The sequence below is a fragment of the Mesorhizobium sp. M0615 genome (assembly GCF_040320805.1).
Lineage (GTDB): Bacteria > Pseudomonadota > Alphaproteobacteria > Rhizobiales > Rhizobiaceae > Mesorhizobium.
Window position 1 is genome coordinate 76970 of the sequence record NZ_JAMYQI010000014.1, and the last position, 13641, is coordinate 90610.

A 13641-nucleotide genomic window follows, 5' to 3' on the forward strand; every position below is an offset into this window, starting at 1 on the left:
GCCCGGAAACCACGGCCGGAGATCAAAAACTAGGCATTTGTCTCAATTGGGCGAAAATTAGGCAAAAGTCGTGTGCGCTGCGCAAATTTGCCTCAATCAATTTTTACCGGCTGCCTTGTTGTCTCTCCAGGCTAATATACCAACGGCCTGATAACGCTCGGCTATTACATCTTTATGAGCGGCGCCTTCGCGTTTGGCACGGCAGTTGCTTTGCATTGTCGCGGTGCAATCAAACAGCTTGGGAGTCTTCGGTATGAGGGGTAATTTCTCCACAATAACAAAAATGTTTTCGGCGGGCGTGATCGCCGCCGGCCTGTCGATGTCGTCTCCGGCCAAGGCCGCCGAAGACACGATCAAGGTCGGCATTCTGCATTCGCTATCGGGGACCATGGCGATTTCGGAGACGACGCTGAAAGACGCCATGCTGATGCTCATCGAAGAGCAGAATGCCAAGGGCGGTCTGCTCGGCAAGAAGCTCGAGGCGGTCGTTGTCGATCCGGCCTCCAACTGGCCGCTCTTTGCCGAAAAGGCGCGCGAGCTGATCTCGAAGGACAAGGTCGCCGCCGTGTTCGGCTGCTGGACCTCGGTGTCGCGCAAATCGGTGTTGCCGGTGTTCTCGGAACTCGACAACATCCTGTTCTACCCCGTCCAGTATGAGGGCGAGGAAAGCGAGCGCAACGTGTTCTACACCGGCGCCGCCCCGAACCAGCAGGCGATTCCCGCTGTCGATTATCTCATGAGCGAAGACGGTGGCTCGGTGAAGCGCTGGGTGCTGGAAGGCACCGACTACGTCTATCCCCGCACCACCAACAAAATCCTCGAGGCCTATCTGAAGGCCAAGGGCGTCGCCGCCGAAGACATCATGGTCAACTACACGCCGTTCGGCTTCTCCGACTGGCAGACCGAAGTCTCCGCAATCAAGAAATTCGGCTCGGCCGGCAAGAAGACCGCCGTCGTCTCGACCGTCAATGGCGACGCCAACGTTCCGTTCTACAAGGAACTCGGCAACCAGGGCATCAAGGCCGAGGACATCCCGGTCATGGCCTTTTCGGTCGGTGAGGAAGAACTGGCCGGTCTCGATACCGCGCCGCTGGTCGGCCATCTCGCTGCCTGGAACTATTTCGAGAGCGTCGACACACCCGAAAACAAGAAGTTCATCGCCGACTGGCACAAGTTCATCAAGAATGACAAGCGCACCACCAACGACCCGATGGAAGCTCACTATATCGGCTTCAACATGTGGGTGAAGGCGGTCGAAAAGGCTGGCACCACCGATCCCGACAAGGTCATCGACGCCATGGTCGGCGTGTCCGTGCCGAACCTCACCGGCGGCTATTCGACCATGATGCCGAACCATCACATCACCAAGCCGGTGCTGATCGGCGAGATCCAGGCCGACGGCCAGTTCGAGACCGTGTCGCAGACGCCCGGCCTCGTGATGGGCGACGAATGGTCCGACTATCTGCCCGATTCCAAGGACCTGATTTCGGATTGGCGCGCGCCTCTGTCCTGCGGCAACTTCAACGTTGCCACCGGCAAATGCGGCGGCAAGGGCACGAACTGATCCCTCCCGGGACTGACCGATCGTGGACGCGTCCACGATCGGTACCGCCAAGCGTCCGGGCGCTTCAGCCCGCCCGGACGCGGAATTTCCCCACAGAAGAGTCTGAACGGATGATCCTGTTGCGCACTCTCGGCCTCATGCTGGTGTTCCTGGTGGCAAGCCTATTGCCGTCGAACGCAGCCGAAGCCGATCTGCGCGCCATCGTCGCCAAATTCGCCACGGGCACGGGCTTTGCCACCACTGAGGCTGTTGTGCGCGAACTTGCCGCCACCGGCGATCCGCTGGTTGAACGGCCGCTTGCAGCCCTCGCCGAAGGCAATCTCTACATTCGTAAAGCCGATTCAGCCGTCTTCGTCGGCAGTGAGGCCGCCGACAGCGTCACGCTGCTCGACCCGCTGAGCGGCGAGAAAGCCGGCGACGCCGCCAAGGCCGACATCACCAAGATCAAGGTCAACAACACGCTGCGTCGTGTCATCCGAGATGCGCTGGGAACGCTGACGTTGCGCGCGAAAGATCCTTCTGTCCGCATCGCCGCCGCCGACACCATGTTCAAGACCCCCGATGCCGCCAATATCGAGCCGCTCGATGCAGCCATTGCCGCCGAGACCGACGCCAAGGTCAAGGCATTGTTCGAACAGGCGCGCGCGGCATCGGTGCTGGTCTCCGACAAGCCGGAGGCCGACAAGCTTGCCGCCATTGCCCTGATCGGCGCGCGCGGCGACCGCGACGCGGTCTCGCTGCTCACCGCGGTCGAGGCCAATGCGCAAGGCGCGGTCAAGGATGCCGCGACGGCGGCAATCGCCAGCATCAATTCGAGCCTGGCGCTGTGGGATGCCGGCCAGAACATATGGTACGGCATCTCGCTTGGCTCGGTGCTGCTGCTGGCCGCCATCGGCCTCGCCATCACCTTCGGCGTCATGGGCGTCATCAACATGGCGCATGGCGAGATGGTGATGCTCGGCGCCTACACCACCTTCGTCGTCCAGCAGGTGATCCGAACCTCATTCCCCGGCCTGTTCGACTGGTCGCTGGTGATCGCGCTGCCGCTCGCCTTCCTGGTTGCCGCTTCCGTCGGCCTGATCATCGAGCGCGGCGTCATCCGTTTCCTCTACGGCCGGCCGCTGGAAACGCTGCTCGCAACCTGGGGCGTCTCGCTTGTCCTGCAGCAGGCGGTGCGCTCGATCTTCGGACCGACCAACCAGGAGGTCGGCAACCCCTCCTGGATGTCGGGATCGTTCGATGTCGGCCAACTCGCCGTCACCTGGAACCGCCTCTGGATCCTGGTCTTCGCGCTCACCGTCTTCGGCGTGCTGCTCTTTGTTATGAAGCGCACGCCCTGGGGCCTGCAGATGCGCGCCGTCACCGCCAACCGCCGCATGGCCGCCTCGATGGGCATCAGGACGCCTTGGGTCGATGCGCTGACCTTTGCGCTCGGCTCCGGCATTGCCGGCATTGCCGGCGTCGCGCTCAGCCAGATCGACAATGTCTCGCCCAATCTCGGCCGCGGCTACATCATCGACAGCTTCATGGTCGTGGTCTTCGGCGGCGTCGGCAATCTCTGGGGCACGCTGGTCGGCGCCTTCTCGCTCGGCATCGTCAACAAGGTTCTCGAACCCTATGCTGGCGCGGTGCTCGGCAAGATCGTCGTGCTGTTGCTGATCATCCTGTTCATCCAGAAGCGCCCGCGCGGCCTGTTCGCGCTCAAGGGCAGGGCGGTGGAAACATGATCACGGGACGCTTCTTCGCCGCGGGTGCCGACCGTCGCATCGCCATCACTATTTTCATCCTGCTGACGGCCGCCATTATCGTGCCGCTGCTCAACCTCGCAGTGTCGCCGCAAAGCGCGTTCTATATTCCGTCCTACATCGTCGCGTTGACGGGCAAGTACCTCTGCTATGCATTGCTTGCCTTGGCGCTCGATCTCGTCTGGGGCTATTGCGGCATCCTCTCGCTCGGCCATGGCGCCTTCTTCGCCCTCGGCGGCTATGCGATGGGCATGTACCTCATGCGCCAGATCGGCTCGCGCGGCGTTTACGGCAATCCGATCCTGCCCGATTTCATGGTGTTCCTGAACTACAAGGAATTGCCCTGGTTCTGGACCGGTTTCGACCACTTCTGGTTCGCCGCCATCATGGTGCTGGCGGTGCCCGGCCTGCTCGCCTTCGTCTTCGGCTGGTTCGCCTTCCGCAGCCGCGTCACCGGCGTCTATCTCTCCATCATCACCCAGGCGATGACCTACGCGCTGCTGCTCGCCTTCTTCCGCAACGACATGGGTTTCGGCGGCAACAACGGCTTGACCGATTTCAAGGATATTCTGGGCTTCAACGTGCAGGCCGACGCCACCCGCTCGGCCCTGTTTGCCGCCAGCGCCATCATACTCGCGCTCGCCGTCTTCATCACCTGGGCGATCGTCGGCTCCAAATACGGCAAGCTGCTGATGGCGGTGCGCGACGCCGAGAGCCGCACCCGCTTCCTCGGCTGGCGGGCGGAGAACGTGAAGCTGTTTGCCTTCACCGTCTCGGCTGTCATGGCCGGCATCGCCGGCGCGCTCTATGTGCCGCAGGTCGGTATCATCAATCCCGGCGAATTCGAGCCGTCCAATTCCATCGAAGTCGTGATCTGGGCAGCCGTCGGTGGGCGCGGCACCATTGTCGGCCCGATCGTCGGCGCGCTGCTGGTCAACGCCGGCAAATCCTGGTTCACCGGCCTGCTGCCGGAGTTCTGGCTGTTTGCGCTCGGCGGCCTGTTCGTCGCCGTAACCCTGTTCCTGCCCAAGGGCATCGTCGGCATGTGGGATTCCTGGCGCGGTAACGCTCGGGCGATGCGGGCTGCAGCGATTGCAGAGGAAGCGGGCACAGACCCTGATGCCCCGCCGCCATCGAAGATCGTGCGCAGCGCAGCAACAACGCCCGGTGCCTGGTCCGCGTCCGGGCCTGAACCGCAGCCGGCGGAATAGAGCGATGTCGAAGTCCAACACCATCCTCTATCTCGACGGCGTCTCGGTCTCCTTCGACGGTTTCCGTGCCATCAACAATCTGTCGCTGGTGCTCGACAAGGGCGAGATGCGCGCCATCATCGGTCCCAACGGCGCCGGCAAGACGACGATGATGGACATCGTCACCGGCAAGACCCGGCCCGACGAGGGCGAAGTGTTCTTCGACGGCCAGGTCGATCTGACCCGGCACGACGAGGCGGAGATCGCCATGATGGGCATCGGCCGCAAATTCCAGAAGCCGACCGTCTTCGAAAGCCACAGCGTCGAAGACAATCTGATGCTGGCGCTGAAGGGCCCGCGCTCGATCTTTCCGGCGCTGTTCCATCGCCGCTCGGCCGCCGAAGCCAGACAGATCGACGACATCCTCGGCATCATCCGGCTGGGCGACAAGCGCCACGATCTGGCAGCCAATCTCAGCCATGGCCAGAAACAGTGGCTGGAGATCGGCATGCTGCTGGCGCAGGACCCGAAGCTGCTTTTGGTTGACGAGCCGGTCGCAGGGATGACCGATGCCGAGACCGAGGAAACCGCGCGGCTGCTCAAGGACATAGCGCGCGAGCATTCGGTCATCGTCGTCGAGCACGACATGCATTTCGTGCGCGAACTCGGCGTCAAGGTCACCTGCCTGCATGAGGGCTCGGTGCTGTCGGAAGGCTCGCTCGATTTCGTCTCGGCCGACGAGCGGGTCGTCGAAGTTTATCTCGGGAGATGAGCATGGTCTGGCGGGTGCAATTCCATCGCTTCGACTTTTCGTTCCTCCGCTTCTGGAGAAGGCGCTGACATGCTCGAAGTTTCCAACGCCACGCTCCATTACGGCGCTGCTCAGGCGCTGCGCGGTGTGTCGCTGACGGCGGGTGCCGGCAAGATCACCTGCGTGCTCGGCCGCAACGGCGTCGGCAAGACCAGTTTGATGAGATCGATCGTCGGCCACCACCGGCTGACGAGCGGAAGCGTTGCCTTCGAGGGGAAGGCGCTCGACCGGAGCGCGGCGTATGATCGCGCCCGGTCGGGCATCGCATTCGTACCGCAGGGCAGGGAGATCTTTCCGCTGCTGACGGTACGCGAAAACCTGGAGTCCGGCTTTGCGCCGTTGAAGCGCGCCGACCGCAACGTGCCGCCGCATGTCTTCGAACTGTTTCCGGTGCTGAAGCAGATGCTGGGGCGGCGCGGCGGCGATCTCTCAGGCGGCCAGCAGCAGCAGCTCGCCATCGGCCGGGCGCTCGTCATGCGGCCGAAACTGCTGGTGCTCGACGAGCCGACCGAAGGCATCCAGCCCTCGATCATCAAGGACATCGGCCGCGCCATCCGCTATTTGCGCGATCAGGCCGGCATTGCGGTGCTTCTGGTCGAGCAATATCTCGATTTCTGCCGCGAGCTCGCCGACGAGGTCAACATCATGGACCGCGGCCAGATCGTCCACACCGGCCCGGCCGAAGATCTCGACCGGGCGGACGTCAGGAAGTTTCTGACGGTTTAACGCAGGTCGACGGCTGCACGGATCGTACACGTCGAAGATTGGCTGAAATGCCCACAATCACTTCGTCATTCTAGGGCGGAGCCAAGGAGCGGAGCGACGCGCGCAGACCCTAGAATCCATGCCGCGACATCAGCCAAAGAGTGCCGCGATGCAGAACAAGATCGCTTCTGCGGCACATTGGCATTCCACATTCTGCACCGTTAATGACGCTTCTTCGTCCCGGCATGGATCCCTGGGTCTTCGCTCCGCTTCGCGTCGCTACGCCCAAGGATGATGAGTCGCGAAGGTCCGCACCCGTTGCGTCGGACTTTCGTCCGAGGCCGCCACACTCTGGCACGCCGAATACTGCATGCTAGTCTTTCCTAGGCCTCGGTGAGTCGGCCGCTTCCGTATCAGTCTGGTTCTGTAGCAGATCGAGGGAATATGCTGGCTCAGCCTGCAAGTTCCACGCAAGCAAGCCACCCTAGCTTCCCTCGCAGTTCTGATTGTCGGTCAATGCGTTCAGATAATCTTGCCAGGAGAATAGGGCTATGGAACGGTTCGTCGAGGACCACCAGAAACGACGGCTGACAGAGCGTGTCGACATCATTACCGCCATCAACATTCTGCGCTCGCAAGGCTACCAGCAGGATGAGCTGATCGGCGAAATCACCAAGGTTTTCTACGTCGACCTCGACACTTACAACGAGATCGTCATAGCGGCCTAAAAACGCCTCGCGCCTGAACGGCCTCATGCGACGCGCTTTAGGTTGTTGTTTTACGTGTGGTGAGGTTCAGGCCCGCTGAATATCAGCCAGCCTACCCGGCGCGCCGGAAGGCGAGCACACGATTGCGGCCGCCGCGCTTGGCGCCGTAAAGCGCCTTGTCGGCGGCGCTGAGCACCTTGTCGAATTTGGTGCCGCCCTCGCTGCCGAAGGCGTAGCCGGCGCTGACCGTGCAGGAGAGCAGGCGGGTCTCGGTATCGATCCGGCGCATGGCAAAACTGGCCCGGATGCGCTCGGCTATGAATTCCACCTTTTCAGGCAAGGTGCGATCGAGCACCAATGCAAATTCCTCTCCGCCCATGCGCGCGGCGACATCGCCTGGCTGGAGATTGGCGGTCAAATCCTTGGCGAATAGTTTCAGCACCTCGTCGCCGGTGGCATGGCCGAACTCGTCATTTATGGCCTTGAAGCCGTCGAGATCGAACACGATCACGGCGGTGAAGGACCGGACCGGTGTTTTGCCGTGCAGGTCGAACAAAGCGCGCCGGTTGAGCAGTCCGGTCAGCGGATCGGTCAGCGCTTCGCGGCGATGATGCTGCGCCAGGCGTCCCTGGTTAAGCGCCAGCGAGAGCGCGCCGATGCCGGTCATGCAGGCGATGACGACGATGAGGCTGAAATCCTCGGCCCAGTTGCTCGGCGCATGGCCAAGCACCAGCCTGCCATCCCAGACAAGTGCACCGGAGCACAGCACGAAGGAAATTGCGGTGGCGGTGTAGAGCCCTGCAATGCCGAGGATCGGGGCCGGGAATTCCGTACGACCCTTCCAGTATTCATAGGCCGTCGCAAACAAAAGCAGCGCGGCGAAGGCATTCTCCAGCATGAAGCCCAGCCCGTCATAGCCAAGCGCCATCGGCGGCAAGGCGACTGCCAGCGAGACGCCGGCGCCGACAGCGATGCGCGGCAATGGCGAGCGGCCGGTCGTGAACTGATGGGCCGCGCCCAGCATGGTCGCGAAGCCGAGCAGCAGGAACGTGAAGCTGGCGAGGCCGAGCAGGCGTCCGGGCGCGTCGATATAGGCCTGGTAGGCGAAGACGTCGGCGACGATCAGAAGCACGCTGACCGCCCAGGTCAGCAGGAATTTTTCCGAGCGCGCGGTAAGCCAAATGCCGAACAGCGTCAGGCCGAGGCAAGCGGCGGAAAACCCGACAGCCAACAGAAGGGAACTGTAGTCGAGCGACATGCCCTCGTCCTTGCGCGCGGCGGCCGGCCTCTAAAAAGGACCCGCACCGGATTTATGCAGGAAGGAGGTATCGATAAGGTTACGAGCGCATAAGCTATCACGCTTCGGTTGATCGTAGCAATTCTGGGTTGAAACCCTTTTCAAGGGAAAGCGCTGACCGCTTTTCCGGGAAAACCGGTCCACACTTTTCCTGGAATTGCTCCTAATGCATGTCGCCCAGAAGTGTGCCGCGGTTCTGGGACAACGGCATGCATCAAGACAAAGACTTAAATCGCGTCGTATGAATCCGTTTCAGCGCGACGCGCTTTAACCGATCAGCTCACCCGCTTCATCAGCGCCATGGCGCCGAACGGCGCGCGCACCTTGCCCTCGGTGATGAAGTAGACGAACACATCGCGCGGTTTCACCGGCGCGTCGAAAGTCGGATCGGCGCGCCGCAGATCGGCCGGCTGCTTGCCTTGCGCCCAGGTCTTCACCCGTGCTGCCCATTCGTCCAGGCCATTCGGCGTATAGCAATCCGGATTGTCGTCGCTGCCGGTCTGCAGCCGCGCATAGATAAAATCGCCGGTGATGTCGGCGATACCAGGATATTTGGCATGGTCGGCATAGACGATTGCCGCCTTGTATTTGCGCGCCAGGCCCACAAATTCCGGCACGCTGAAACTGTCGTTGCGCACTTCCAGCGCATGGCGCAGCGCCACGCCATCCTGCTTTTCCGGCAGCAGCTTCAGGAAGGCCTCGAAATCGTCGGCGTCGAACTTTTTCGTCGGCGCGAACTGCCACAGGATCGGGCCCAGCTTGTCGCCCAGCGCGGCAATGCCGGAGCCGAGGAAGCGCGTCATGGACTCGCCGGCTTCGCCAAGCACGCGGCGGTTGGTGACGAAGCGATTGCCCTTCAGCGAATAGACGAAACCGTCCGGCGCCTCGCCCGCCCATTTGACGAAGGTCGGCTCCTTGAAGCTGGAATAGTAGGTGCCGTTGACCTCGATGCTCGGTACCTGGCGGGTGGCGTAACTCAGCTGTTTGGCCTTGGAAAGCTTGTCCGGGTAGAAGGACGTATCCCAGGGTTCGAAAGTCCAGCCGCCCATCCCGGCGCGGATTGTTCCTTGGCTGATCATCGTCTTCCTCCCAGTTCTAAAAATGCGGTCAGGCTATTTTTCCAACCGGTTTGATCATGTCGACCACGGTCCATCCGGGACGGTGGGGATTGGCTCGGCGGCCCGTTTCGTGGAAGCCATAGGCCGTATAGATCTCGATGTTCCGCTCCATGCGCGAATTGGTGTAGAGCCGCACCTCCGGCACACCCCATAGCCGCGCCTGTTCCTGGGCGAAGTCGAGCAGCGCGGTGCCGAGTTTCCTGCCCTGGAAAGCGGGGGAGACCGCGACGCTGAAGATCATCGCATGATCGGGATGGCGCTCAATAACGATCAGCCCGGCGAGTTCCGCGCCGCTCTCCAAGAGCCAGACCTCGCCACGCTCGATGCGTGGCGCATAGTCCTCGGTGACTGGGAGCGGCGGCGCGCCTAACAGGGGCGTGTAGTGCTCATAGGCGGTCTGCGTCAGCGAGACGACTGCGTCGAGATCACCGGCAAGCGCCTGTCGGACTGTCATTCAAAGCTCTCCAGGCGCCCGACCGGTCTGTCAGTTACTCCGCCGCTTCGCGCTTGCCTCCGGGCCGCCGCTCCAAAAGCTCCTTCAGGAACTGGCCGGTGTAGCTGCGCTTTTCGCGCACGATGGCTTCCGGTGTGCCCTGTGCCACCAGTTCGCCACCGCCATCGCCGCCTTCGGGGCCGAGGTCGAGCACCCAGTCGGCGGTCTTGATGACTTCGAGATTGTGCTCGATGACCACCACCGTGTTGCCCTGGTCGACCAGTTCGTGCAGCACTTCCAGCAACTTGGCGACGTCGTGGAAGTGCAGGCCGGTGGTCGGCTCGTCGAGGATGTAGAGCGTCTTGCCGGTCGCCTTGCGCGACAATTCCTTGGCGAGCTTGATGCGCTGCGCCTCGCCGCCCGACAGCGTCGTCGCCTGCTGGCCGATATGGATGTAGCCGAGGCCGACCTGCTTCAGCGTATCAAGCTTGTCGCGCACCCCGGGCACGGCGGCAAAGAAATCGACGCCTTCCTCGACCGTCATGTCCAGGACGTCGGCGATCGACTTGCCCTTGAACACGACGTCGAGCGTCTCGCGGTTGTAGCGCTTGCCGTGGCAGACGTCGCACGTGACGTAGACGTCGGGCAGGAAGTGCATCTCGATCTTGATGACGCCGTCGCCCTGGCAGGCCTCGCAGCGGCCGCCCTTGACGTTGAAGGAGAAGCGGCCCGGCTGATAGCCGCGGGCCTTGGCCTCGGGCAACCCGGCGAACCAGTCGCGGATCGGTGTGAAGGCGCCGGTGTAGGTGGCCGGGTTCGAACGCGGTGTGCGGCCGATCGGCGACTGGTCGATGTCGATGACCTTGTCGAGGAATTCGAGGCCCTCGATGCGGTCGTGATCGGCCGGATGCTCGCGCGAGCCCATGATGCGGCGCGACGCCGCCTTGAACAGCGTCTCGATCAGGAAGGTCGATTTGCCGCCGCCAGACACGCCGGTGACGGCGGTGAAGGTGCCGAGCGGGATTTCGGCAGTGACGTTCTTGAGATTGTTGCCGCGCGCGCCGACGATCTTCAGCCGGCGGTTCTTCTTGGCCTCGCGCCTGACACCGGGCGTGGCGACTTCGAGCGCGCCCGACAGATATTTACCGGTGATCGAATTAGGATTGGCCATCACCTGCTGCGGCGTGCCCTGGGCGATGATCTCGCCGCCATGGATGCCGGCGGCCGGACCCATGTCGACGACGTAGTCGGCATGCAGGATGGCGTCTTCGTCATGCTCGACGACGATCACCGTGTTGCCGATGTCGCGCAGATGCTTGAGCGTGTCGAGCAGGCGGGCATTGTCGCGTTGGTGCAGGCCGATCGACGGCTCGTCCAGCACATAGAGCACGCCGGTGAGGCCGGAGCCGATCTGCGACGCCAGCCTTATGCGCTGGCTCTCGCCGCCCGACAGCGTGCCGGAATTGCGCGACAGCGTCAGATAGTCGAGGCCGACATCGTTGAGGAAGCGCAGGCGGTCACGGATCTCCTTGAGAACGCGCACCGCGATCTCGTTCTGCTGGTCGTTGAGATGTGGCGGCAGTTCGGTGAACCACTGGTCGGCCTTGCGGATCGACAGCTCTGTGACTTCGCCGATATGCTTGCCGGCGATCTTCACCGCCAGCGCTTCCGGCTTCAGCCGGTATCCCTTGCAGACCGGGCAGGGCGTCGCCGACATGAAGCGCTCGATCTCCTCGCGCATCCAGGCGGATTCGGTTTCCTTCCAGCGCCGTTCGAGATTGGGAATGACGCCCTCGAACGTCTTGGTCGTCTTGTAGGAGCGCAGGCCGTCATCATACTGGAAGGTGACCTCGCGCTCGCCGGTGCCGCGCAGGACGGCTTCCTTTGCCTCTTCGGTCAGGTCTTTGAACTTGTCGCCGAGCTTGAAGCCATAGGCTTTGCCCAGCGCTTCCAGCGTCTGGGCGTAATAGGGTGAGGTCGACTTCGCCCACGGGCTGACGGCGCCGTCGCGCAGCGAGACGTTTTCGTCCGGCACGATCAGGCTGGCGTCGATGGCGCGCTGGTTGCCGAGGCCGTCGCAGGTCGGGCAGGCGCCGAACGGGTTGTTGAACGAGAACAGCCTGGGCTCGATCTCCGGAATGGTGAAGCCGGAAACCGGGCAGGCGAATTTTTCCGAGAACAGGATGCGCTCATGCGTCTCGTTCTTCGATTTGTTGACCGAGTCCTCGCCGGTCTGGCTGGCGTCGAGCGGCCGGTCGGCGAACTCGGCCACCGCCAGCCCTTCCGCCAGCTTGAGCGCCGTTTCGATGGAATCGGCAAGCCGTGTCGCCAGGTCGCCGCGCACGACGATGCGGTCGACGACAACATCGATGTCGTGCTTGTACTTCTTGTCCAACGCCGGCACATCGGCGATCTCATAGAAGACGCCGTCGACCTTGACGCGCTGAAAGCCCTTCTTCTGCAGCTCCAGCAGTTCCTTGCGATACTCACCTTTGCGGCCGCGCACGATCGGCGCCAGCAGGAAAAGGCGCGTGCCTTCCTCGACCGCCAGCACCCGGTCGACCATCTGTGAAACCGTCTGGCTCTCGATCGGCAGGCCGGTCGCCGGCGAATAGGGGATGCCGACGCGCGCGAACAGCAAGCGCATGTAGTCGTAGATCTCGGTGACGGTGCCGACCGTCGAACGCGGGTTCTTCGACGTGGTCTTCTGCTCGATCGAGATGGCCGGCGACAGGCCGTCGATCTGGTCGACATCCGGCTTCTGCATCATTTCGAGGAACTGGCGCGCATAAGCCGACAGGCTCTCGACGTAACGGCGCTGGCCCTCGGCATAGATGGTGTCGAAAGCAAGCGACGATTTGCCGGAGCCCGACAGGCCGGTCATGACGATCAGGCTGTCACGCGGCAGGTCGAGATCGACATTCTTTAGGTTGTGTTCGCGTGCCCCGCGAATGGAAAGGTATTTATGGTCGGCCATCGCCGGTCGCCGCCTCAGGTCTGGTGTCAGTGGGATCGGCGGGTTTTCCCGGCCATTCCCTATGTAGGTATTTTTGCCGCCACGTCGAGAGACGCCACACTTCTCGACCAAAGCCGTTTAACCGTCTTTCGCGCGAACGGGCAAGCGGAAAGAACAAAGACCGAACACGCTCCTGACAAAGCTGTGCAGAAACTGACAAGGGTGTTTCAGAAACTGACCCTGACGTAAGCTCCCGACGATCACATTTTCCGTAACCGGCTATTCAAGGTTGACGCCGTCGAATCAGGGGCGCACTCTGCCGGAGTCAACGGAGCCGGCCGTCTTTGATGGCCTCGCCGCCCATAGCGGCCTGCGAGACGCCGCAGGTTTTTGCGATTTGTGCTTCGGATTGACACCTGTCGCAACGGACATAGGAGCGGAGCATGACGCCACCGGATAGTCCCTTGAGGCTCCACCTGCTAGTGGAGCCGCGGCGGGCATAAGTGCCAGGTAGTTTCGAGGCATTGAAGTGTATGTGTCCAAATGGACGCATCGCGACAATCCAACAAACCACCCGACAAACCGTGACCTGCCGAATCCCACAAAAATCAGAGACGGCTAGTCGGATCGTCGGCTGAACGCCGCGAAGCATCCGAAATCAAAGTCGGTATAACACTACCGGCAGTTTGGATTTGGAATCCAAAAAAAGCCCCGACCGTTAGCGGAAGCAACGGCGGGGCTGTTCTTTTGCGAGGAAGTCGTCGGCGCAGGCTTTCTCTCCCGTATAGTAGCTGGGAGAAGGGGCTACCGGCGCGGCGGCTTGATCCCACCCGTGCCGACATCGACAGTGATGCTGCCGGAAATCCTGACATCGGTGCCGCCGATCTTGAACGTGCCGTTCTCGCCGGCAGACAGCGCGTCGTCCGGCTCCGGCTGCGGCGCGGGCTTGGCGATGCGGTAGTCGCCGGTCACGCCGGGCAGGGCGCCTTTCCGCGACGTGCTGGTGCTGCCCCCGGCAAAGGCCATGCTCGATGTCGCCGCCGTGATGGCAATGGCTATGGTCAGTCTGTTCAGGTGGTAGCGCATGGCAAGACTATAGTGCCGCGCTCAAGGCG

Annotated in this window: 11 protein-coding genes; 6 read left to right on the forward strand and 5 right to left on the reverse strand. The window is 62.3% G+C overall.

Features of this window, described 5'->3' with window-relative positions:
- The first annotated feature begins 253 nt into the window (after positions 1 to 253).
- The 6 genes from urtA to NKI46_RS23985 all read left to right on the forward strand — a co-directional run bounded on the left by urtA (position 254) and on the right by NKI46_RS23985 (position 6743).
- Positions 254 to 1564, forward strand: coding sequence for an urea ABC transporter substrate-binding protein (gene urtA, locus NKI46_RS23960; protein ID WP_023684621.1), 1311 nt, complete (start codon positions 254 to 256; stop codon positions 1562 to 1564).
- Between the two features lie 110 nt (positions 1565 to 1674).
- Positions 1675 to 3291 (forward strand): urea ABC transporter permease subunit UrtB, encoded by a 1617-nt coding sequence (gene urtB / locus NKI46_RS23965; RefSeq protein WP_352514076.1) that lies wholly within the window; start codon positions 1675 to 1677, stop codon positions 3289 to 3291.
- A complete protein-coding gene (gene urtC, locus NKI46_RS23970) occupies positions 3288 to 4520 on the forward strand; it encodes an urea ABC transporter permease subunit UrtC (RefSeq protein WP_023670933.1) in 1233 nt (410 codons plus the stop codon). The genes urtB and urtC overlap by 4 nt, the downstream gene beginning before the upstream one ends.
- Positions 4521 to 4524: 4 nt before the next feature.
- Positions 4525 to 5271 (forward strand): urea ABC transporter ATP-binding protein UrtD, encoded by a 747-nt coding sequence (urtD, locus tag NKI46_RS23975; RefSeq protein WP_023670934.1) that lies wholly within the window; start codon positions 4525 to 4527, stop codon positions 5269 to 5271.
- A 69-nt stretch (positions 5272 to 5340) separates the two neighbouring features.
- Entirely contained in the window at positions 5341 to 6036 is a 696-nt protein-coding gene (gene urtE, locus NKI46_RS23980; protein ID WP_352748198.1) for an urea ABC transporter ATP-binding subunit UrtE, read from the forward strand.
- Positions 6037 to 6566: 530 nt separating this feature from the next.
- Positions 6567 to 6743: a hypothetical protein gene (locus NKI46_RS23985; RefSeq protein WP_023670936.1), complete on the forward strand. Its 177-nt coding sequence runs from the start codon at positions 6567 to 6569 to the stop codon at positions 6741 to 6743.
- A 91-nt stretch (positions 6744 to 6834) separates the two neighbouring features.
- Here the strand turns inward: NKI46_RS23985 and NKI46_RS23990 are convergent, their stop codons facing one another.
- The 5 genes from NKI46_RS23990 to NKI46_RS24010 all read right to left on the reverse strand — a co-directional run bounded on the left by NKI46_RS23990 (position 6835) and on the right by NKI46_RS24010 (position 13552).
- Entirely contained in the window at positions 6835 to 7980 is a 1146-nt protein-coding gene (locus NKI46_RS23990; protein WP_023670937.1) for a GGDEF domain-containing protein, read from the reverse strand.
- 314 nt (positions 7981 to 8294) lie between these two features.
- The gene (locus NKI46_RS23995; RefSeq protein WP_023693383.1) at positions 8295 to 9098 is read right to left on the reverse strand and encodes a DUF72 domain-containing protein; all 804 of its coding nucleotides are present in this window, start codon (positions 9096 to 9098) and stop codon (positions 8295 to 8297) included.
- Positions 9099 to 9126: 28 nt separating this feature from the next.
- Positions 9127 to 9591: a GNAT family N-acetyltransferase gene (locus tag NKI46_RS24000; RefSeq protein WP_023706185.1), complete on the reverse strand. Its 465-nt coding sequence runs from the start codon at positions 9589 to 9591 to the stop codon at positions 9127 to 9129.
- Between the two features lie 34 nt (positions 9592 to 9625).
- Positions 9626 to 12547, reverse strand: a complete 2922-nt coding sequence (gene uvrA / locus NKI46_RS24005; RefSeq protein ID WP_023746153.1) for an excinuclease ABC subunit UvrA — start codon at positions 12545 to 12547, stop codon at positions 9626 to 9628.
- 783 nt (positions 12548 to 13330) lie between these two features.
- Entirely contained in the window at positions 13331 to 13552 is a 222-nt protein-coding gene (locus NKI46_RS24010; protein WP_156932470.1) for a hypothetical protein, read from the reverse strand.
- Between the last annotated feature and the right edge of the window lie 89 nt (positions 13553 to 13641).

Coding starts and splice junctions, on each gene's coding strand:
- urtA (WP_023684621.1), top strand. CDS start 254: ATGAGGGGTAATTTCTCCACAATAACAAAAATGTTTTCGGCGGGCGTG.
- urtB (WP_352514076.1), top strand. CDS start 1,675: ATGATCCTGTTGCGCACTCTCGGCCTCATGCTGGTGTTCCTGGTGGCA.
- urtC (WP_023670933.1), top strand. CDS start 3,288: ATGATCACGGGACGCTTCTTCGCCGCGGGTGCCGACCGTCGCATCGCC.
- urtD (WP_023670934.1), top strand. CDS start 4,525: ATGTCGAAGTCCAACACCATCCTCTATCTCGACGGCGTCTCGGTCTCC.
- urtE (WP_352748198.1), top strand. CDS start 5,341: ATGCTCGAAGTTTCCAACGCCACGCTCCATTACGGCGCTGCTCAGGCG.
- NKI46_RS23985 (WP_023670936.1), top strand. CDS start 6,567: ATGGAACGGTTCGTCGAGGACCACCAGAAACGACGGCTGACAGAGCGT.
- NKI46_RS23990 (WP_023670937.1), bottom strand. CDS start 7,980: ATGTCGCTCGACTACAGTTCCCTTCTGTTGGCTGTCGGGTTTTCCGCC.
- NKI46_RS23995 (WP_023693383.1), bottom strand. CDS start 9,098: ATGATCAGCCAAGGAACAATCCGCGCCGGGATGGGCGGCTGGACTTTC.
- NKI46_RS24000 (WP_023706185.1), bottom strand. CDS start 9,591: ATGACAGTCCGACAGGCGCTTGCCGGTGATCTCGACGCAGTCGTCTCG.
- uvrA (WP_023746153.1), bottom strand. CDS start 12,547: ATGGCCGACCATAAATACCTTTCCATTCGCGGGGCACGCGAACACAAC.
- NKI46_RS24010 (WP_156932470.1), bottom strand. CDS start 13,552: ATGGCCTTTGCCGGGGGCAGCACCAGCACGTCGCGGAAAGGCGCCCTG.